We start from the raw sequence: 17,439 nt of genomic DNA, 5'->3' as shown, positions 1-17,439 counted from the left end.
GATAAAACGCGCTATTTCAAGTTATGACCGCTCATTCTGCTAAAAATTCGACGGCGTGTCGTCAGTACAGCACGCCGTGCTTAGTCTGTCAGACCCTTTTTTAGTTCATCACCAGGCAGGCGAAACCTTTCAGATACAGGCCTTCCGGATAGGCGCCGGTCACCGGATGATCGGCGGCCTGACGGAATTGCTCAACGAACTGAATTTCGCGTCCCGCATCGAGTGCGGCATCGGCTAGAATTTTCTGGAACAAATCTGTTGGCAGCAAGCCGGAACAGGAGAAGCTCAGCAGGATACCGCCCGGACGAAGCAGTTGCAGCGCCAGCATATTGATATCTTTGTAGCCACGACAGGCGCTCGCCAGCTGGTTTTTGTTCTCAACGAATTTCGGCGGATCCATCACAATCATGTCGAACTGCTGGCCTTCGGTCCGATATTTGCGCAGCAGCTGGAATACGTCTTCACGCACGAATTCAGCTTTCGACAGATCCAGCTTGTTCAGCTCCACGTTCTGACGTGCCACGTCAAGCGCTGCCTGAGAGGTATCCACGTTAGTGACTTTCGTACAGCCGCCCATCAGCGCCGATACCGCAAACGCCCCGGTGTAAGAGAAACAGTTCAGAACGTTGCGGCCTGCAGCATAGTTACGTGCGGCAAGACGGCTGTCGCGCTGATCGAGGTAGAAGCCGGTTTTGTGGCCTTCCTTGATATCCACCAGCAGGCTCATGCCGTGTTCCTGAATCGGCAGCAGGGCAGGCGGCTCATCGCCGACCACATGTCCCTGAGTCAGTTCCAGGCCTTCTTTTTTACGCACGGCGACGTCTGAGCGGTCCCAGATTGCGCATTCAGGATAGCAATGTTGCAGTGCAGCAATCAGCGGCGCACGCTGGTATTCGGCACCCGCTGACAGCAGTTGCAGCACCAGGAAATTCTGGAAGCGATCGATGGTGATGCCCGGCAGACAGTCGGATTCACCAGCAATCAGGCGGTAACCGTCCAGTCCGTCACGCTTAGCGATATAATCGCGCCAGTTTTGCGCTTGTTGCAGACGGCGGATAAAGAATTCAATGTCGATATCTTCGTCTTGCTTGAACGTCCAGACACGCGCACGGATCTGAGAAGACGGTGAATAGGCACCGCGTGCCAGCCATTTTCCCTGACTGTCTACAATATCTATAGTCTCGCCGGAATTGGCTTTGCCTTCGACACGGTGTACCGCGCCGGAAAATACCCACGGATGGCGGCGGAGAAGTGATTTTTCACGGCCTTTGGCCAGAATTAAACGTGCAGTCATAAAATTAGGTTCTGTCGGTTCGGAGACAAAAAAGAGCGACATTGTCCGGTCATGCAGGTGAAATTGCAACGAACCATACCGCTAACGGAGAGAAAATTATGGCAACAGTCAGTATAGCCGCCTATGTGTACGGCATGGTGCAGGGCGTGGGTTTTCGTTTTGCGACCCAACATCAGGCCACCGGTTTAGGTCTGACCGGTTATGCAAAAAATCTTGAGGATGGCAGCGTCGAAGTGGTGGCGTGCGGCGAACAGGAAAAGGTGGAACAGCTGCTGGCCTGGTTAAAGCAGGGCGGGCCGAAGCATGCACGGGTAGATCGTGTGCTCAGCGAGCCGACCGCACCCGGCCATTACAGCGATTTCAAAATCAAATACTGAAGTCTTTTACAGGCACTTCACCGGCTTGGGCAGACCGGCAATTTTGGTCGCCTGTTTAGCCGGGCCTTTCGGGAACAGCCGGAACAGATAGCGGCTGTTGCCTTTCTCTTCGCCATATTTCTGCGCCATCGCTTTCACCAGCATGCGTACGGCAGGCGACGTATTGAATTCGAGATAAAACTCGCGTACGAAACGCACGACTTCCCAGTGGGCGTCGGTAAGCGCGATCCCTTCTTCTTCCGCCAGCAGGGGTGCCATGCCTTCCTGCCAGTCCTGACTGTTTTTCAGGTAACCCTGAGCGTCGGTTTCAATAATCTGACCTTCAAACTGCAGCATACAACCTCAAACCCGTAAAAATGCGGCGGTCAGTTTATCAAAAACGCCGGTCAGACAAAATAAAAAGCCCCGCGCAAGGGCGGGGCTTAGAGGACCATCCGATATCATCAGTTACGCGATGACAGACCCAGGATGCTCAGCAGGCTGACAAAGATGTTGTACAGCGAGACATACAGGCTCACGGTCGCGCGAATATAGTTGGTTTCGCCGCCATGAATGATGTTGCTGGTTTCCCACAAAATCGCGCCCGCAGAGAACAAAATAAACAGGCAACTGATTGCCAGCGACAGCGCCGGAATTTGCAGGAACAGGTTAGCGATCACCGCCACCAGCAGCACAACAAAACCCGCCATCATCATGCCGGAAAGGAACGACATGTCTTTGCGCGTGGTCAGCACGTAGGCTGAACAGCAGAAGAACACCAGTGCGGTACCGCCCAGTGCCAGCATAATAATGTCACCGGCACCGACCGAAAGCAGCGAGCTCAGCAACGGGCCGAGCGTATAACCCATAAAGCCGGTCAGCGCGAAAGCGGACAAAATACCCGCCGGGCTATTTGCTGTGCGGTAAGTCAGGAACATCAGGCCATAGAAGCCAACAAGCGTCAGCAGAAAACCGGGGGACGGCAATCTTAGAACCGTACTTGCCGTCGCAGTAATTGCGGAAACGCCCAAAGTCAGCGCCAGCAGAAAATAAGTATTACGCAGCACCCGGTGCGTGCTTAGCAACGAGCCAGCGCGTGATGATGACGAAGATGCAACGATACGATCCATGCGGTTCATAATAAAATTCTCACTTAAGCCCTTCATACTTTGTGTCGCAGATGCGTTGGCTTCGCCCGGTCACCGGAATCACTTACCTGTGTAAGCTCATCGGGACTCCCTCTCTTGCCGCCTTCCTGCGACCCAAATTATTTTGGGTATCTAATTGGAGTCGGTGAAAATACAAACAGGTTGCAGTGTAAGTAGTTGCGGAGCGTCATTAAAGACGTTTTACCCTTCTTTACCTGCTCAGGGCGGGCAGGGCGCGGTTTCCTGGCTTCAAAATCGCCGAAATGATGCTTAAATCACCGCTTGCAAGCCGAATGCCTGTTTTTCAGGCAAACGAACAGAATCAGACTTTACAAGAGGATCGGCACTGTTTATAGTTCGCTTCGTTGCGGAGGGGTGGCCGAGCGGCTGAAGGCACCGGTCTTGAAAACCGGCGATGGGAAACCATTCAAGAGTTCGAATCTCTTCTCCTCCGCCATAAACAACACAAGAAAGCTGCTAAGCAATTAGCGGCTTTTTTTGTATCTGCGATTTATGCGCGACTTTATGAAGACAATTTAAATGCTCATAAAATCAACAAACTAGACTGAAAATAATGATTGCATCTTTTCCTCGGTCTTGTATACTACGCCCCGTACTGAACGACTGATGTCGCGAAGTGCTTGTTGTTTACGGAGGGGTGGCCGAGCGGCTGAAGGCACCGGTCTTGAAAACCGGCGATGGGAAACCATTCGAGAGTTCGAATCTCTCCTCCTCCGCCATAAACAACACATTAAAGCTGCTAAGCAATTAGCGGCTTTTTTTGTGTCTGAAATTCGACTCACTCCGCACTTGCTGTATTTTCTACGTCCGTTTGATCTTTCTGCCCGTACTGCCTCGGGGAACACCCCAATGTGCGTTTGAACGCCGTACTGAACGCGCTCTCTGATTCGTACCCGAGCGAAAACGCCACTGCTGATACCGGTTCTTTACCGTTCGCCAGCCGGTCTCCGGCCAGCAACATCCGCCAGCGCGTCAGGTATTCAAGCGGCGCACTGCCGACGGCCTGCTTAAATTTCTGCGAAAACACCGAACGTGACATACCCGCCCGTTCAGCCAGCGTCTGCACCGTCCAGCGGTTTGCGGGATCCTCATGCATTGCATTCAGTGCCCTGGAAAGTTGCTTATCCGCCAGCGCAGCAAACCAGCCGCTGTTTTCACCTGCCGGTGAATTATCGACGTGCATCCGCAGCGCCTGCACCAGCATCATGTGCGCCATATGCTGCGCGATCAGCAATCCGCCAGGCCGCTCATCGCGCAGTTCCTGCATCATACATTCCACTGCCCAGCGCAAACTTTGCCTGTCGGATTCTTTCGAGATATGCACCACTGGCGGCAACATTGCCAGCAGGGTTGAGGCGTTTGCGCCGCTGACTGCAAACCGGCTTCCGGTGAGAAAGAAATCTTTGCCGCCGTTGCAGGAAACAGTCCCGCCATCCTGCGCCTGCTGGAAAATCGGCCCGGCGTCGACAGGCGGAAGATTCAGATCGCTCGCCAGCCTGAACGGGCGTCCGCCCGGTAACACAAAACAATCACCAGCTTTGAGATGGACTGCGGCGGGCACGCCATCAACTGCCAGCCAGCATTCACCCGTAATGATGGCGTTGCATTTAATTGACTGATAATGGTCAGGGAATTGCACCGACCATTTGCCACCGGCTTCAAAACCTTTGGACATATAACTGCGCGGCTTCAGCAGTGACAACACATCTGAAAGAGGATCCATCAGTGACTCCGGACGATTGCAAAGATAATACGGACATTAGCGCATAGATCGTCTTTTCTCCAGCGCCTATATTCTGTTACGAAAGCAGCAAATTGAATCAACAACAGAGGAATTCGCAATGCGTGTATTCGTGACAGGTGCGACAGGATTTGTCGGTTCTGCGGTGGTGCAGGAATTACTGCGCGCAGGCCATCAGGTGCTCGGTTTAGCGCGTTCTGATGCTTCGGCGCAGGCGCTGACCGACGTGGGTGCCGATGTGCATCGAGGCAGTATTGAAGATCTGCACAGTCTGACGTCCGGCGCGGCGCAGGCCGACGGTGTGATCCACACCGCGTTTATTCATGACTTTTCGACGTTTCTGGAAAACTGTGAAAAAGACCGGCTGGCGATTGGTGCTTTAGGCGCAGCGTTAAAAGGCACAAAAAAACCACTGATCGTGACCTCCGGCACAGCGCTGGTGAATACCGGACGGCTGGCGACAGAAAATGATTTACCCGATCCGCAGGGACAAAATCCGCGCGTGGCGTCTGATCTTGCCGTTGCTAAGCTGGCAGAGGAGGGCGTGCGGGTTTCACTGGTGCGTCTGCCGCCCTCGGTGCATGGTGCGGGTGATCACGGATTTGTGCCGCTGATTATTGCGACGGCCCGCGAAAAAGGCGAATCCGCATATCCGGGCGATGGCAAAAATCTCTGGCCCGGGGTGAACCGTTTTGATGCCGCGCGTTTGTTTGTGCTGGCGCTGGAGAAGGGTGCGCAGAATGCGATATATCATGCGAACTCAGAGGAAGGCGTACCATTTCGCGACATTGCCACGCTGATTGGTAAGCACCTGAATCTGCCAGTGGTCAGTAAAGACGGGCAGGATCTGGCGGCGCACTTTGGCTGGTTCACGCATTTTGCTTCGCTGAATAACCCGACGTCTAGTCAGTTCACCCGCGATATTTTGGGCTGGAAACCGGTACATCCTGATTTACTGACCGATCTTGATACCGCCGGATATTTTGAATAACTCCCGTTTTCTGACACTCAAAACAGGCCATTCAGGTGGCCTGTTTTGCATTTTTTGCCGTGGTTTTAATGGTGTTAATTGCCTAAAAAACGCCCCGAATCACAAATCGTGAAGATAAAAACGTTACCCTATTGCCAGTCCGATGTTATGGGTTATGTTGATTTTTAGTTTCCCAAATGTAACTAGAGGTTAACAATAATGTCGAATAAATTACGTATCTCTCTGATTGCTGTGGCTGTAATGATGTCTTTCTCTGCAATGTCTGCATTACCTCAGGGCTATCCGGCCGACTATCAAAAAATCGTCGATGCGGCGACCAAAGAAGGCAAAGTTGTGGTGTATTCCACTACCGACACCAAAGCCGCAGGCCCGCTGATCCAGGGCTTCGAGGCGACTTATCCGGGTATCAAAGTCGAATATAACGACATGAACAGCACCGAACTGTACAACCGTTATATCAGTGAGCAGGCGGCGGGCGGCACCAGCGGCGATGTCGTCTGGAGTTCTTCCATGGATACCGCGCTGAAACTGGCGACAGACTACGCGCAGGAATATAAATCCCCTGAACAGGGTCAGTTACCAAAATGGGCGGTGTGGAAAGACAAAGCCTACGGCACGACCTATGAGCCGGTGGTGTTTATCTACAATAAGCGTCTGATCCCGGCCGGTGATGTGCCTGATTCACATGCAGCGCTGGCAAAACTGATCGCCAGCCAGACCGAAAAATTCAACAAAAAAGTCACCACGTACGATATCGAGAAATCCGGTCTCGGCTTCATGTTGTCGGTACAAGATTTCAAAGCCGATCCGAATTATTTCAAAACGCTGGCTGACGTCGCCAAAGGCGGCTTAGCGGTGCAGTCTTCCACCGGCACCATGATGGAACGCGTTTCTTCCGGCGAAAACCTGATCGGCTTCAACATCCTGGGATCGTACGCAGAAGCCCGCGCCAAAACGGATCCGTCGCTGGGGATTTCCTATCCGAAGGATTACACCCTGGTACTTTCCCGCGTGTCTTTCATCAGCCAGGAATCGAAAAACAGCAATGCTGCCAAACTGTGGCTGGACTACGTCTTGTCAGAGAAAGGGCAGAGCATTCTGGCCAATCAGGCTGACATTCCGTCCATCCGCAACGATATCGAAGGCAAAAACGACATCGACGGCATGACCAAAATGTTAGGCAATGCGCTCAAGCCAATCCCGGTCGATGAAACCTTGCTGGAATACCTGCAACAGAAAAAACGCCTGGATTACATCAAACAATGGCGTACCGCTGCTGCCAAGTAGTGGCATAACGAAGCGCGTCACTTTTTGTCGCGCTTCCTTTTTCCTGCCTGATTTCGCTCTCCTTGTTTCTAACCGAAGGGAAGTAACATGAATGCATTGCGCAGAAAGTGGCAGAGCCTGCCGCGCGGCATTGTGGTGTTGATAACGGCGCTGGTTATCTACATCCCGTTGTCGTTCATCGTGATACAAAGTTTCCTCTCCGCACCGTTCTTTTCCCCGTCAAAAGAATGGAGCTTCGAATCTTTTGGATTCATCTTTACCGATCCGGATTTCTACAAGGCACTGAAAAGCGGTTTTATTCTGGCTTTCGGGCTGGTGGTGATCGCGATTCCGCTCGGCGGTATTCTGGCGTTCCTGATGGTGCGTACGGATTTACCGGGCAGACGCATGATTGAACCGCTGATCCTGGTGCCGATTTTCGTCTCGCCGATGGTATTAGGTTTCGGCTACGTGGTGGCTGCCGGTCCGGTCGGGTTCTTCTCGCTGTGGGCGCAGGCTATTCTTGGGTTCGTCCCGTGGAACATTTACGACATGTCGAGCATCGTGGTGATCGCCGGTCTGACGCACGTTCCGCACGCGTACCTGTATATCTCCTCGGCGCTGCGCAGCGTCGGGTCGGATGTTGAAGAAGCCGCGCGAACCGCCGGTGCTTCGCCGTTGCAGGTGATGACTGCGGTCAGTCTGCCGATGGTGCGCCCGTCGATTCTGTACGCCACCGTGTTGCTGTTCTTCCTCGGGCTGGAAGTGTTCGGTCTGATGCTGGTGCTCGGCGACCCGGAAGGCAACATGGTGCTGGCGACCTATCTGTATCAGCTGACCAACAAACTCGGCACGCCGTCTTATCATCTGATGGCTGCCGTCGCCGTGGTGCTAATTTGTATCACTATTCCGCTGGTCATGTTGCAGCGCCGCCTGATGCGTACCGCCAACCGTTTCGTCACGGTCAAAGGAAAAGCGTCGCAGGCGCGTGCCTTGCCGCTCGGCAAATGGCGCTGGGTGGCCGGTGCCGTAGTGGCGTTCTGGCTGACTGTCACTATCGGTGTTCCGCTGATTGGCGTGATGCTGCGGGCGTTTATTTCCAACTGGGGCGTCGGTGTCTCTATCTGGGACGAACTGTCGCTCAATACTTTCCGCACCATCTGGGAACAGCCGAACCTGCTGCGTGCGATCGTCAACTCCATGGCTATTGGTGTTATCGGCGGCGCGCTGGCGGTGGCCTGTTATCTGTTTATCGGCATTGCGATGCACCGTAAGCCGGACGGCGTCACCCGTTTCCTCGATTACAGCGTGCTGGTGCCGCGTGCGGTGCCGGGGCTGCTGGCCGGTCTGGCCTTTCTGTGGGTGTTCCTGTTCCTGCCGATGTGGCTGGATAACGCGCTCAAATCCGGCTGGCTTTCGGGTATGCCATGGTCGCAGTGGCTGCGCGATAACCTGGTGGTCTGGCTGCGATCGCTGCGCAGCACGATTTTTAGCGTCTGGCTGGCGTATACCGTGGTGTGGATGGCGTATGGGCTGCGGCTGATTTCCTCGACGCTGTTGCAGGTCGGACCGGAACTGGAAGAAGCGGCGCGCAGTACCGGTGCAACCCGCGGGCAGATCACCCGTCACGTCACCATTCCGCTGTCGCGTTACGGTCTGATTGGCTCGTGGCTGCTGATGTTCCTGATTTTCGAGCGCGAATATTCCACCGGTGTGTATCTGCTTTCGCCGGGTACGGAAACCATCGGCTCGATGCTGGTTTCCCTGTGGGCGGCGGGTGCCATTGATATCGTGGCCGCGCTCTCCTTTATTAACATCCTGCTGGTGGTGTTAGGTCTGGGTATTGCCCTTCGTTTTGGAGTCAAATTACATGATTGAATTATCGGTCGACAATCTGCACTTAACCTACGGCGACAATCCGGTGTTAAAAGGTGTTTCGATGGATCTGAAACGTGGCGAAGTGGTGTCACTGCTCGGGCCTTCCGGCAGCGGAAAAACCACTTTATTGCGTGCGGTCGCAGGACTGGAAAAACCGGTCAAAGGCACCATCGTTATCGGCAAAAATAAGGTTTACGACGGCACACCGCGCAGCGAAATTCCGGCCGAAGAGCGCAACCTCGGGCTGGTGTTCCAGTCTTACGCCCTGTGGCCGCACAAAACAGTATTCGAGAACGTGGCATATCCGCTGAAACTGCGCAAAGTTTCTGCCGGCGAAATCACCCGGCGTGTGCAGGATGTTCTCAACCAGCTCGGCCTCGGACATCTGGGCAAACGCCATCCGCATCAGCTTTCCGGTGGTCAGCAACAGCGCGTGGCGATTGGCCGTGCGCTGGTGTACAACCCGCCGGTAATTTTGCTTGATGAGCCGCTCTCGAACCTCGACGCCAAATTGCGTGAAGAAGCGCGCGTGTTCCTGCGCGAACTGATCATCAAACTGGGGCTGTCGGCGCTGATGGTGACGCACGACCAGAACGAAGCGATGGCGATTTCAGACCGCATTCTGCTGCTCAATAACGGCAAAATCGAACAACAGGGGACGCCGCAGGAAATGTACGGCTCGCCGAAAACGCTGTTTACCGCAGAGTTTATGGGCAGCAACAACCGTCTGCACGGCAAAGTCACCGAAGTACGCGACGGCAAAGCGCGCATCGAAGGCAGCGGCTGGGTGCTGTGGGGACAGGCGGGAGAGGGCGTGCAGGCCGGGCAGGAGGGCACGGCAGTGATCCGCGTTGAACGCGTGGTGCTGGCTGACGGACCGGGCGAGAATCAGCTGGAATTACCGTTGCTGACCAGCATGTATCTCGGTGACCGCTGGGAATATCTGTTCCGTACGGCGGGCGATGATTTTGTCATTCGTGCGTATGGCACCGATGTGCGAGATCCGCAGCACTGCCACCTGAAGCTACCTGAACAGCATGTCTGGATCTTTCCCAAATAATACCCGTCATACTTAAAGCTGCAGGTGCGTTGGCTACGCTCAGGGACCCGAATCACTTACTTATGTAAGCTCATCGGGATCCCATCGCTTGCCGCCTTCCTGCAGCTTCAATTATTTAGGGTATCACCGGAAGTCGGACAATTTATTGAAATATTTCTGTCATTTCCCGCGCGTAAAATTCTGCTTCCTGTTTAAATAATGCAGAATAATCATGATTTTAACCACTCGTTCACTTACTGGTAAGATGCCATTCAACAGATTGTTTCGATCTGCTTTCTACAGACGTCCACGGGGAATACTTTTTGGGGTAATTTGTGTTATCGCCCTGTTTTCTGCTTTGCAGATTTTCTCCACTGTCGTGCTCACCAAAATCCTTCAGGATGCGCGAAACAACGTGATCGCTACTGAAAGTTTGCGTCAGCAACAAGCCGTGATGGATAAAGCCCGCATGGAATTGCTGATGGCCAGTGACAAACTCAACCGTGCTGGCATTTATTACATGCAGGATAAAGAAACCGGCTCGGTCGGCAGCTGGAACAGCCTGATGGAAGAATCGCTCGGCTCATTGACCGCATCGCAGAAAGCCTTCACGCAGTTTCAGGAGATGACCAAAGACGGCAATCAGGCCGCGACGGAGCTTAAAGCCAGCTACCAGATGTTTTATGACGGTCTGCGCGAACAGGCTGGTGGCCTGCAAAAGAACAACAATATCGATTCCTTCTTTGAAGTGCCGATTCAGGCGTTTCAGGATGACTTCAGCCAGAAATATTATGCTTATCTGGACGTTAACGAGCACACGGCGGTGTCGCTCAGCGACAGATTGCTGAATGCGTTGTCACAGGCGAAAACCCTGTTTATGGGCGCGCTGGTGATTCTGGCGGTGATCGCGGTGCTGGTCTGGCGCGGTGTGTCTGCGTGGATTATCCGTCCGCTGCAACGCATGATCGGGCACATCAGCGTGCTGGCTGCCGGGGATTTATCGCGGGATGTCGAAGACGATAATGCGCGGGTGATCGAAGTCCGTGAGCTGGGCGTCAGCCTGCGCAATATGCAGCGCGGCCTGCAAAAACTGGTCAGCGAAGTCCGTGACGCCTCAGCGCATATCATGCTGAACATTGATCAGATGGCAAAAGGCAACGAGGAATTGTCGGCGCAGGCGGCGATTCAAAGCGAGGAACTGCGAGCTGCCACCGAACACATCACTCACCTCAATGAGCGCGTGAAAGAAAATGCCGCCCATGCCCGGCAGGCCACCCGACAGGCCGAACAGGCGAAAGGCGTAGCGACCCGCGGCGGCGAAGTGATGGGGCAGGTGGACACGGCGATGAAGGAGATTGTCAGCCAGTCCTCGGAAATGAGCAGTATTGTTTCTATGATTGACAGCGTGGCGTTCCAGACCAATATTCTGGCGCTGAATGCGGCGATTGAAGCGGCGCACGCCGGTCAGCACGGACGCGGCTTTGCGGTGGTGGCGAAAGAAATCGGCCTGCTGGCGCAAAAGAGCAGCCACTCAACGCGGGGTATCCATCAGCTGATTGATGATTCCGTGCAGCAGATTGGCCGTGGTTCGGCATCTGTGACGGTGCTCAGTCAGAGCCTGGAGGAGATTATCCATATCTTCAACGGCCTGAGTGCGCTGGTCAGTGAGATTTCAGAGGCGACGTTGTATCAGGGGCAAAGTGTTCACGATGTCTCCGAACGCATCACCGCACTTAATCATGTGACGCTGCAAAACGGCAAACTGGCCGATTATGCGGCGGCGTCTTCCCAGCAGTTACTGGATCAGTCGCAGCGTCTGGAAAAGGCCGTCGCGCGGTTTGCCCTGACAGCGGCCTGAGGCTTGACAGACACGCTGCCGCCAGACAAATTGTGACATCACATCAGTCACCTGGAAGATTTTGAATGGTCATCAACGGGCTGGAGATTTGTTCGCTGGCAGAAAATACGGAGCATATTCCCGCGATTTCGCAACTGCTTAACGAAGAATGGTCGTCGTTCGATCACTGGGCGGAACCGGCGCGGATCAGTCAGCGGTTACAGGCGCGTATCAGCGCCGGTCACCATGAGTTCACCCTGGTGGCGCTGGCGGATAAACAAGGGATTGCGGGTACCGCCAGTGTGATCCGTTATGAACTGGCCGATCGTGCGGAACGGGAATATTGGCTGGGCGAAGTCTTTACCTGTGCGCCTGTGCGCGGAAAAGGCATCGGCAGCGCGCTGGTGCGAGCCTGTGTGGAAAAAGCCCGCGCCGCAGGCATTGAGGCACTGTGGCTGTATACGCCGGATCAGCAGGCATTGTATGCCCGTCTGGGCTGGCAGGAAACCGAACAACGCGAGCAGGCGGGGGAACAGGTCACGGTGATGATGCTGCCGCTGTGACCGGTTTTACTCTTTATGCCACACCAGCATGCTGCCTTCAGTGTGTCCGGTCACCGGATCCGTGGCGGGCAGCGGCACGGCATTGACCGCCTTGGTGCGTGCTGCCAGTTGTGGCAGTTCGTCATGACAAAGGTCAGCTTTCATATCCGGCGGATACGCGCCGACCAGCATGAAATCTTCATCGGCTGAAATTTGTTTATGGCCGATCCCGGCCGGAAGCAACAACACATCCCCGACGTTTACCTCAATAATTTTTCCGTGCTCGCCGCCGAGTTGCAGCTTTGCGCTACCGGCATAAACGCCCAGCACTTCATGAGTGTTGGAGTGAAAATGCGTAAAGGTATACACCGGATAACGCCACTGCGGCGGCCAGCCGTTGGTGCGGAAAAGGTGTTCGAGGTATTCCGCACTATCAGCGGTATCGGGCGGAATGACGCGGTGATAAATCAGCACCGGCAATGCGTTATTCGGCACACCGCCGTCGGGTTTATTAATCAGCAGTGTATCCATAGCAACCTCTCGGGCAGTCGCGAAGGCCATACGTGGCATCGGTATCAGGGCGAGCACGCCCAGCAAAGTAACAAACCGGCGTCGATCCAACAGCATCAGGCAGGGCTCCTTATCGCGCAATCAATGGCTTACCTCATTCATGTATAGAACAAAAGAACCTGAAAATCCTCTTTTTGGAAACATAAAAAGATTTGAGAGAAAAGGGTTGCGGGAGGGAGACGGTTATCAGAAAAAACTTAAAATCTGTAGCAATCAACATATAAAAGTCATATTGGCTGGCGAAATCCTTTATGTCCTCTATGCTTAACAATACAAAAAGTACTCAGGAGGAGAAGTTTATGAATAAGAAAATGTTACTTGTGGTTGCTACAGCTGTTTCTGTATTGGCAGGGTGTCAGACTTACGATCGCGCAGCAAGCTACGTTAAAGAGCCTGTCGTCAGCGACGTTAAAGTCGGTATGACCAAATCTCAGGTTCGTGCAATTGCAGGGCCACCATCGACTGAAGCCACGCTTATCCATGCTAAAGGGACTTGCCAGACTTATGCGGTTGCTCCGCGTGATGGTAAAGCTCAGACCTACTTCGTTAGCTATAACGACACCGGTCATGTCATGAATAAGGGTTATCAGTCCTGTTCAGACTACGATAAAGACCCGCAGGCTGGTCAGTAATTCAATTAACGCCTTCCCCTCGTGAGAGGGGAAGGCGTTAAATCATCAAGCCTTCTGCGTCACAATCCTCACGCCGACTTTACTCACCTGATTCCCGTCCATTTCTGCGATCGTCCACGTCAGCCCGTCCCATTCGATATGGTCACCGATAACCGGTTCACCACCGAGCAGCCTGATCACAAAATGTCCCAGCGTTTGCGACTGATCCACCGTCTCTTCCAGATTCAGACCATAAAGCTGTGAAATCGCATCCAGCGGCGCATCTGCCTGCAAGATAAAGTCACCGAAGAAGCGGTCATCGAGCACCACTTTATTGCTGTCGCTGAACAGTTTACCGAGTTCCGGCAGATCCTTTTCCTGGCCGATCACACACAGAATATCGCCTTCTTTGAGCCGCGTACTGCCGGTCGGATGCAGCATTTCTTTGCCACGGAACAATGCCGCAATCCGCGTCGCTTTTGGCATTTGCAGGTCACGCAGCGCCGCCCCGACGCACCATTTGTCGGAGCCCAGCTGATAGATAAATTGCTCCCAGTCGTTATACACGTCGATATCCAGCCCGACGCGGGAAACCGGCGTCGGCTGCGGTGGCACCAGTACTTTGGCTTTCTTCGCCGCAAAGCCCAGCGACGTACCCTGAAGCAGCAGGGAAACCAGCACGATAAAGAACGCGACGTTGAAATACAGCGTGGCGTTAGGCAGTCCGGCCATCATCGGGAACACCGCCAGAATGATAGGCACCGCGCCACGCAGGCCGACCCACGAAATAAAGACGCGTTCGCGCAGGGTAAAGTTTTTGAACGGGATCAGGCTGACAAACACCGACAGCGGACGTGCCAGCAGGATCATCCACAACGAGAGCGCCAGCGCCGCGATAGCAATCGGCAGCAGATCGCTCGGCGTCAGCAGCAGACCGAGCACCAGGAACATGCCAATCTGGCTGAGCCACGCCAGTCCGTCGAAGGTCTGCAAAATGCCGTGACGGTTGCGGATCGGCATATTGCCGAGCATCAGGCCGCACAGATACACCGCCAGAATGCCGCTGCCTTCCAGCGCCATGGTGGCGGCGTAAACCAGCAAGCCGCCGCTGAATGCCAGTAACGGATACAGGCCGGCCGCCAGCGTAATCTTATTAATCAGCTTGTGCAGCAACCAGCCACCGCCGACACCAAACACAATGCCGAGGCCGAACTGGCGCACTACATCCACCACAAACATCAGGCTCAGGCCGTGTTGGCCTTTGGAAATCATGTCGATCAGGGTGATGGTCAGGAATACCGCCATCGGGTCGTTGCTGCCGGATTCAATTTCCAGCGTGGCGCTGACACGTTCGTTCAGGCCTTTACCGCCGATCAGTGAGAACACCGCCGCCGCATCGGTTGAGCCGATAATCGCGCCAATCAGCAAACCCTGCATCAGGTTGATATTGAACAGCCACGCGGCAGCCAGCCCGGTCAGACCGGCTGTAATCAGGACACCGACGGTCGCCAGCGACAGTGCGGGCCACAGCGCAACGCGAAAGGAAGAGGCGCGGGTACGCATCCCGCCGTCGAGCAAAATGACGGCCAGCGCCAGGTTACTGACCAGATAGGCGGCGGGGTAATTATCAAACGCAATGCCGCCAATTCCATCTACGCCCGCCAGCATACCGATGGCGAGGAAAATGACCAAAATAGGGATGCCAAGCTTAGAAGAGAACGAACTGAGCAAAATGCTCGCTGCGACTAACAGGGCGCCAATAAAGAAAAGAGTATTAATCGTGTTGGCGTCCAAGAGCGTTCTCCTTGTAAGGCATGAGTGGTGCGGGGGCGTGCGGTGTCGTCATCAGTGACAATCCCCCTAATTTATCAGGAAAATGAGCGCGTTGCTGGGCTCATTTAAGATTTTTATTAGTTGCAGTTAAGAATAAAAAACTATGCTTAAAGATGAGCTATATCTATGCGCAGTTCATAAAAAAGGAAACCACAATGAGTGAATATACCGGTGTACACCGCGAGGTGATGAAAGACGGGGCGATCAAACATGTGCTGATCCGCGATGCGGCGGGCAATGAGCAGTCGATAGCCGCAAAAGATTACATTTCGCAGGGGATCGAGCCAGATCTGAATGAGTTGCCCGAAGTGGGCACTGACAGTGACTTTCCGGTCGCGGGCAAAGGCTGAATATTCGCTGTTCCCCGCAGGTAATCTGCGGGGAACAGGGTTACACGCCTAAACGATCGCGCAGCGAATAGTACGCCGCGCCGAGCATGGTAAACGGCACCTGGAAGTTGCGGCCACCGAAGAACGGCATGTGTGGCAGACGGGCGAACGCATCGAAACGTTCGGCGTCGCCGCGCAGCATTTCGGTGATCAGCTTCCCGGCCAGATGGGTCAGCGTCACACCGTGCCCGCTGTCTCCCTGCATGTAATAGATGTTGTTTTCCAGCCGGCCAAACTGCGGCAGGCGCGATAACGTCAGCAGGAAATTGCCGCCCCAGCGGTAATCTATCTTCACGCCTTTCAGCTGCGGGAACGTGCGGTTGAGCTTGGGCAAGATCACCGAATCGATATTCGGCGGATTTTTGCCGCCGTAGGTCACGCCGCCGCCGTACAACATGCGGTTGTCCGCGGTCAGGCGAAAATAATCGAGCAGGTAATTACAGTCTTCCACGCAGTAATTATTTGGCAACAGCGAAAGCGCCATGTCATCCGACAGCGGTTCCGTCGCCACAATCTGCGAACCGCACGGCATGCTGAGGCGCGTGAGGCGCGGCGCCAGCTGCTGACTGAGATAGGCATTTCCTGCCAGAATCACATATTTGGCTTTTACCTGACCTTTCGCGGTATGCACTAATGCCGGTTCGCCGTGGTCAATACGTGTCACTGCCGAGCCTTCAAAAATACGCCCGCCATGACGGCGCACCGCTTCGGCCTCGCCCAGCACCAGATTCAGCGGGTGAAGATGACCGCCGTTTTTATCCAGCAGCCCGCCGACATAACGATCGGTGGCGATCTCGCCGCGCACGGCAGTTTCATCCAGCAGCCGCAGTTCGGTATGACCATAGCGATTCCACAACTTTTGCTGGTCGCGCAGTTTTGCCAGCTGGCGCGCACTGAGCGCGGCGAAAATGCAGCCGGGGCGATAGTCGCAGTCGATGGCGTACTGGTCGATGCGCTGACGGATAATATTCGCGCCTTCAAACATCATGCTGCCGAGCATATCGGCGGTCTGACGTCCGTAACGTTCTTCAATCACATCTATATCGCGGCTGTAGGAATTAACGACCTGTCCGCCGTTTCGCCCGCTGGCACCCCAGCCGACGCGGGCGGCTTCGAGCACCACGACGTCGTAACCGGCTTCGCACAGATATAAAGCGGAAGAAATGCCGGTATAACCGGCACCGACAATACAGACATCGCACTCAATATTGTCAGTCAGTTCCGGCCACGGCGCATGGTTGTTGGCGGAGCTGGCGTAATAGCTGTCGGTGTGGGGCACACCGGCAGCGCGGGGACTTCCTGTTTGAGCACTCATGGTGACATCCTTCTTTGGGTTCCCGTTGCCTCGCCCGGAGTCGATGACAACTAGAAGGTATTAGGGGTATGTGCGCTAACAATCCTGCAAATCCGCGTCGAAATATTACTAAAGCTGTGAGGGTTCGCGGTGTTAATGGCATAACTTTGCCCCGCACGCAGCGGGTAACTCTGACCGTTGACGGTTAAGATGATTTCTCCTTCTAACAGGGTGCCGACTTCCTCGCCCTGATGTTTGATCTTATCGCCGGTTGTGCTGCCGGGCTGATAGGTTTCCAGCAACATGGCGACGGTATGGTTCGGTGTGCCGTTATGGACCATGCGCATGGACACGCCGCGGCTGCCGATTTCGATTAAATCCGCCGCATTAATCACGATCCGCGGCTCGCTGCTCTTATGTTCCTCGGCGAAAAATTCTGAAAGTGACAGCCCGTAAACCCGCAATAACTTTTGCAACGTACTGACGGCGGGGCTGACTTTATCCTGTTCGATGGTGCTGATGGCGCTGTGGGTCAGGCCAGACAACTCGGCGGCTTTGCGTTGGGACATACCGAGTTGCTGGCGAATTTCAGAAAGCCGGCGACCAGGCGCCAGACTGACTTCGCTCAT

17 protein-coding genes and 2 tRNA genes are annotated in these 17,439 nt (G+C 54.4%); 11 read left to right on the top strand and 8 right to left on the bottom strand.

What is annotated here, in order from left to right; translation table 11 throughout:
• Window positions 1–100: 100 nt before the first annotated feature.
• Window positions 101–1,294, bottom strand: a complete 1,194-nt coding sequence (gene rlmI, locus CKQ54_RS16850; protein ID WP_120161280.1) for a 23S rRNA (cytosine(1962)-C(5))-methyltransferase RlmI — start codon at window positions 1,292–1,294, stop codon at window positions 101–103.
• 98 nt (window positions 1,295–1,392) lie between these two features.
• On the opposite strand from rlmI, the gene yccX reads away from it, so the two are divergent.
• Window positions 1,393–1,671, top strand: a complete 279-nt coding sequence (gene yccX / locus CKQ54_RS16845) for an acylphosphatase (protein ID WP_112287394.1) — start codon at window positions 1,393–1,395, stop codon at window positions 1,669–1,671.
• Between the two features lie 6 nt (window positions 1,672–1,677).
• Here yccX and tusE read toward each other — a convergent pair whose 3' ends face one another.
• Both tusE and yccA read right to left on the bottom strand, forming a co-directional pair.
• Window positions 1,678–2,007, bottom strand: a complete 330-nt coding sequence (gene tusE, locus CKQ54_RS16840; RefSeq protein WP_120161282.1) for a sulfurtransferase TusE — start codon at window positions 2,005–2,007, stop codon at window positions 1,678–1,680.
• 107 nt (window positions 2,008–2,114) lie between these two features.
• Window positions 2,115–2,780: an FtsH protease modulator YccA gene (gene yccA, locus CKQ54_RS16835; RefSeq protein ID WP_112287404.1), complete on the bottom strand. Its 666-nt coding sequence runs from the start codon at window positions 2,778–2,780 to the stop codon at window positions 2,115–2,117.
• 387 nt (window positions 2,781–3,167) lie between these two features.
• Here yccA and CKQ54_RS16830 point away from each other — a divergent pair.
• A tRNA-Ser gene (locus CKQ54_RS16830) sits at window positions 3,168–3,255 on the top strand.
• A 195-nt stretch (window positions 3,256–3,450) separates the two neighbouring features.
• A tRNA-Ser gene (locus tag CKQ54_RS16825) sits at window positions 3,451–3,538 on the top strand.
• 59 nt (window positions 3,539–3,597) lie between these two features.
• On the opposite strand, the gene CKQ54_RS16820 is transcribed toward CKQ54_RS16825, so the two are convergent.
• Complete coding sequence (locus tag CKQ54_RS16820) at window positions 3,598–4,542, bottom strand: AraC family transcriptional regulator (RefSeq protein WP_120161284.1); 945 nt, start codon at window positions 4,540–4,542, stop codon at window positions 3,598–3,600.
• 118 nt (window positions 4,543–4,660) lie between these two features.
• On the opposite strand from CKQ54_RS16820, the gene CKQ54_RS16815 reads away from it, so the two are divergent.
• The 6 genes from CKQ54_RS16815 to CKQ54_RS16790 all read left to right on the top strand — a co-directional run bounded on the left by CKQ54_RS16815 (window position 4,661) and on the right by CKQ54_RS16790 (window position 12,134).
• Window positions 4,661–5,551, top strand: coding sequence for an SDR family oxidoreductase (locus CKQ54_RS16815; RefSeq protein WP_120161286.1), 891 nt, complete (start codon window positions 4,661–4,663; stop codon window positions 5,549–5,551).
• A 198-nt stretch (window positions 5,552–5,749) separates the two neighbouring features.
• A complete protein-coding gene (locus CKQ54_RS16810; protein ID WP_120161288.1) occupies window positions 5,750–6,838 on the top strand; it encodes an ABC transporter substrate-binding protein in 1,089 nt (362 codons plus the stop codon).
• Between the two features lie 87 nt (window positions 6,839–6,925).
• On the top strand, window positions 6,926–8,695 hold the full coding sequence (locus CKQ54_RS16805) for an ABC transporter permease (RefSeq protein ID WP_120161290.1): 1,770 nt from the start codon (window positions 6,926–6,928) through the stop codon (window positions 8,693–8,695).
• Complete coding sequence (locus CKQ54_RS16800; protein WP_120161291.1) at window positions 8,688–9,755, top strand: ABC transporter ATP-binding protein; 1,068 nt, start codon at window positions 8,688–8,690, stop codon at window positions 9,753–9,755. Before CKQ54_RS16805 ends, CKQ54_RS16800 begins: the two co-directional genes overlap by 8 nt.
• Window positions 9,756–9,999: 244 nt before the next feature.
• On the top strand, window positions 10,000–11,592 hold the full coding sequence (locus CKQ54_RS16795; protein ID WP_208644633.1) for a methyl-accepting chemotaxis protein: 1,593 nt from the start codon (window positions 10,000–10,002) through the stop codon (window positions 11,590–11,592).
• A gap of 65 nt (window positions 11,593–11,657) precedes the next feature.
• Window positions 11,658–12,134, top strand: coding sequence for a GNAT family N-acetyltransferase (locus tag CKQ54_RS16790; RefSeq protein ID WP_120161295.1), 477 nt, complete (start codon window positions 11,658–11,660; stop codon window positions 12,132–12,134).
• 6 nt (window positions 12,135–12,140) lie between these two features.
• Here CKQ54_RS16790 and CKQ54_RS16785 read toward each other — a convergent pair whose 3' ends face one another.
• Window positions 12,141–12,740 carry a cupin gene (locus CKQ54_RS16785; RefSeq protein ID WP_120161297.1) on the bottom strand — a complete coding sequence of 200 codons (600 nt, stop codon included), beginning with the start codon at window positions 12,738–12,740 and terminating at the stop codon, window positions 12,141–12,143.
• Window positions 12,741–12,982: 242 nt separating this feature from the next.
• Here CKQ54_RS16785 and osmE point away from each other — a divergent pair, with 242 nt between their 5' ends.
• Window positions 12,983–13,315 carry an osmotically-inducible lipoprotein OsmE gene (gene osmE / locus CKQ54_RS16780; RefSeq protein ID WP_112291944.1) on the top strand — a complete coding sequence of 111 codons (333 nt, stop codon included), beginning with the start codon at window positions 12,983–12,985 and terminating at the stop codon, window positions 13,313–13,315.
• A gap of 45 nt (window positions 13,316–13,360) precedes the next feature.
• Here osmE and CKQ54_RS16775 read toward each other — a convergent pair whose 3' ends face one another.
• Window positions 13,361–15,088, bottom strand: coding sequence for a potassium/proton antiporter (locus tag CKQ54_RS16775; protein WP_120161298.1), 1,728 nt, complete (start codon window positions 15,086–15,088; stop codon window positions 13,361–13,363).
• 194 nt (window positions 15,089–15,282) lie between these two features.
• Here CKQ54_RS16775 and CKQ54_RS16770 point away from each other — a divergent pair, with 194 nt between their 5' ends.
• Window positions 15,283–15,477: a hypothetical protein gene (locus CKQ54_RS16770; protein WP_112291939.1), complete on the top strand. Its 195-nt coding sequence runs from the start codon at window positions 15,283–15,285 to the stop codon at window positions 15,475–15,477.
• Window positions 15,478–15,517: 40 nt separating this feature from the next.
• On the opposite strand, the gene CKQ54_RS16765 is transcribed toward CKQ54_RS16770, so the two are convergent.
• The gene (locus CKQ54_RS16765; protein WP_120161302.1) at window positions 15,518–16,831 is read right to left on the bottom strand and encodes an NAD(P)/FAD-dependent oxidoreductase; all 1,314 of its coding nucleotides are present in this window, start codon (window positions 16,829–16,831) and stop codon (window positions 15,518–15,520) included.
• 50 nt (window positions 16,832–16,881) lie between these two features.
• Window positions 16,882–17,439, bottom strand: coding sequence for an HTH-type transcriptional regulator PuuR (gene puuR, locus CKQ54_RS16760; protein WP_120161304.1), 558 nt, complete (start codon window positions 17,437–17,439; stop codon window positions 16,882–16,884).

This window comes from Rahnella variigena, assembly GCF_003610915.1.
GTDB classification, from domain to species: domain Bacteria; phylum Pseudomonadota; class Gammaproteobacteria; order Enterobacterales; family Enterobacteriaceae; genus Rahnella; species Rahnella variigena.
The sequence above is the reverse complement of the archived record's forward strand: the minus strand, read 5'-3'. Positions and strand labels throughout refer to the sequence as shown.

What these genes read in the sequence shown, in the direction of transcription:
- CKQ54_RS16810 (WP_120161288.1), top strand. Translation starts at nt 5,750, where the DNA reads ATGTCGAATAAATTACGTATCTCTCTGATTGCTGTGGCTGTAATGATG.
- tusE (WP_120161282.1), bottom strand. Translation starts at nt 2,007, where the DNA reads ATGCTGCAGTTTGAAGGTCAGATTATTGAAACCGACGCTCAGGGTTAC.
- CKQ54_RS16785 (WP_120161297.1), bottom strand. Translation starts at nt 12,740, where the DNA reads ATGCTGTTGGATCGACGCCGGTTTGTTACTTTGCTGGGCGTGCTCGCC.
- yccA (WP_112287404.1), bottom strand. Translation starts at nt 2,780, where the DNA reads ATGGATCGTATCGTTGCATCTTCGTCATCATCACGCGCTGGCTCGTTG.
- CKQ54_RS16790 (WP_120161295.1), top strand. Translation starts at nt 11,658, where the DNA reads ATGGTCATCAACGGGCTGGAGATTTGTTCGCTGGCAGAAAATACGGAG.
- osmE (WP_112291944.1), top strand. Translation starts at nt 12,983, where the DNA reads ATGAATAAGAAAATGTTACTTGTGGTTGCTACAGCTGTTTCTGTATTG.
- CKQ54_RS16795 (WP_208644633.1), top strand. Translation starts at nt 10,000, where the DNA reads ATGCCATTCAACAGATTGTTTCGATCTGCTTTCTACAGACGTCCACGG.
- CKQ54_RS16800 (WP_120161291.1), top strand. Translation starts at nt 8,688, where the DNA reads ATGATTGAATTATCGGTCGACAATCTGCACTTAACCTACGGCGACAAT.
- CKQ54_RS16815 (WP_120161286.1), top strand. Translation starts at nt 4,661, where the DNA reads ATGCGTGTATTCGTGACAGGTGCGACAGGATTTGTCGGTTCTGCGGTG.
- yccX (WP_112287394.1), top strand. Translation starts at nt 1,393, where the DNA reads ATGGCAACAGTCAGTATAGCCGCCTATGTGTACGGCATGGTGCAGGGC.
- CKQ54_RS16770 (WP_112291939.1), top strand. Translation starts at nt 15,283, where the DNA reads ATGAGTGAATATACCGGTGTACACCGCGAGGTGATGAAAGACGGGGCG.
- CKQ54_RS16765 (WP_120161302.1), bottom strand. Translation starts at nt 16,831, where the DNA reads ATGAGTGCTCAAACAGGAAGTCCCCGCGCTGCCGGTGTGCCCCACACC.
- rlmI (WP_120161280.1), bottom strand. Translation starts at nt 1,294, where the DNA reads ATGACTGCACGTTTAATTCTGGCCAAAGGCCGTGAAAAATCACTTCTC.
- puuR (WP_120161304.1), bottom strand. Translation starts at nt 17,439, where the DNA reads ATGAGCGAAGTCAGTCTGGCGCCTGGTCGCCGGCTTTCTGAAATTCGC.
- CKQ54_RS16820 (WP_120161284.1), bottom strand. Translation starts at nt 4,542, where the DNA reads ATGGATCCTCTTTCAGATGTGTTGTCACTGCTGAAGCCGCGCAGTTAT.
- CKQ54_RS16805 (WP_120161290.1), top strand. Translation starts at nt 6,926, where the DNA reads ATGAATGCATTGCGCAGAAAGTGGCAGAGCCTGCCGCGCGGCATTGTG.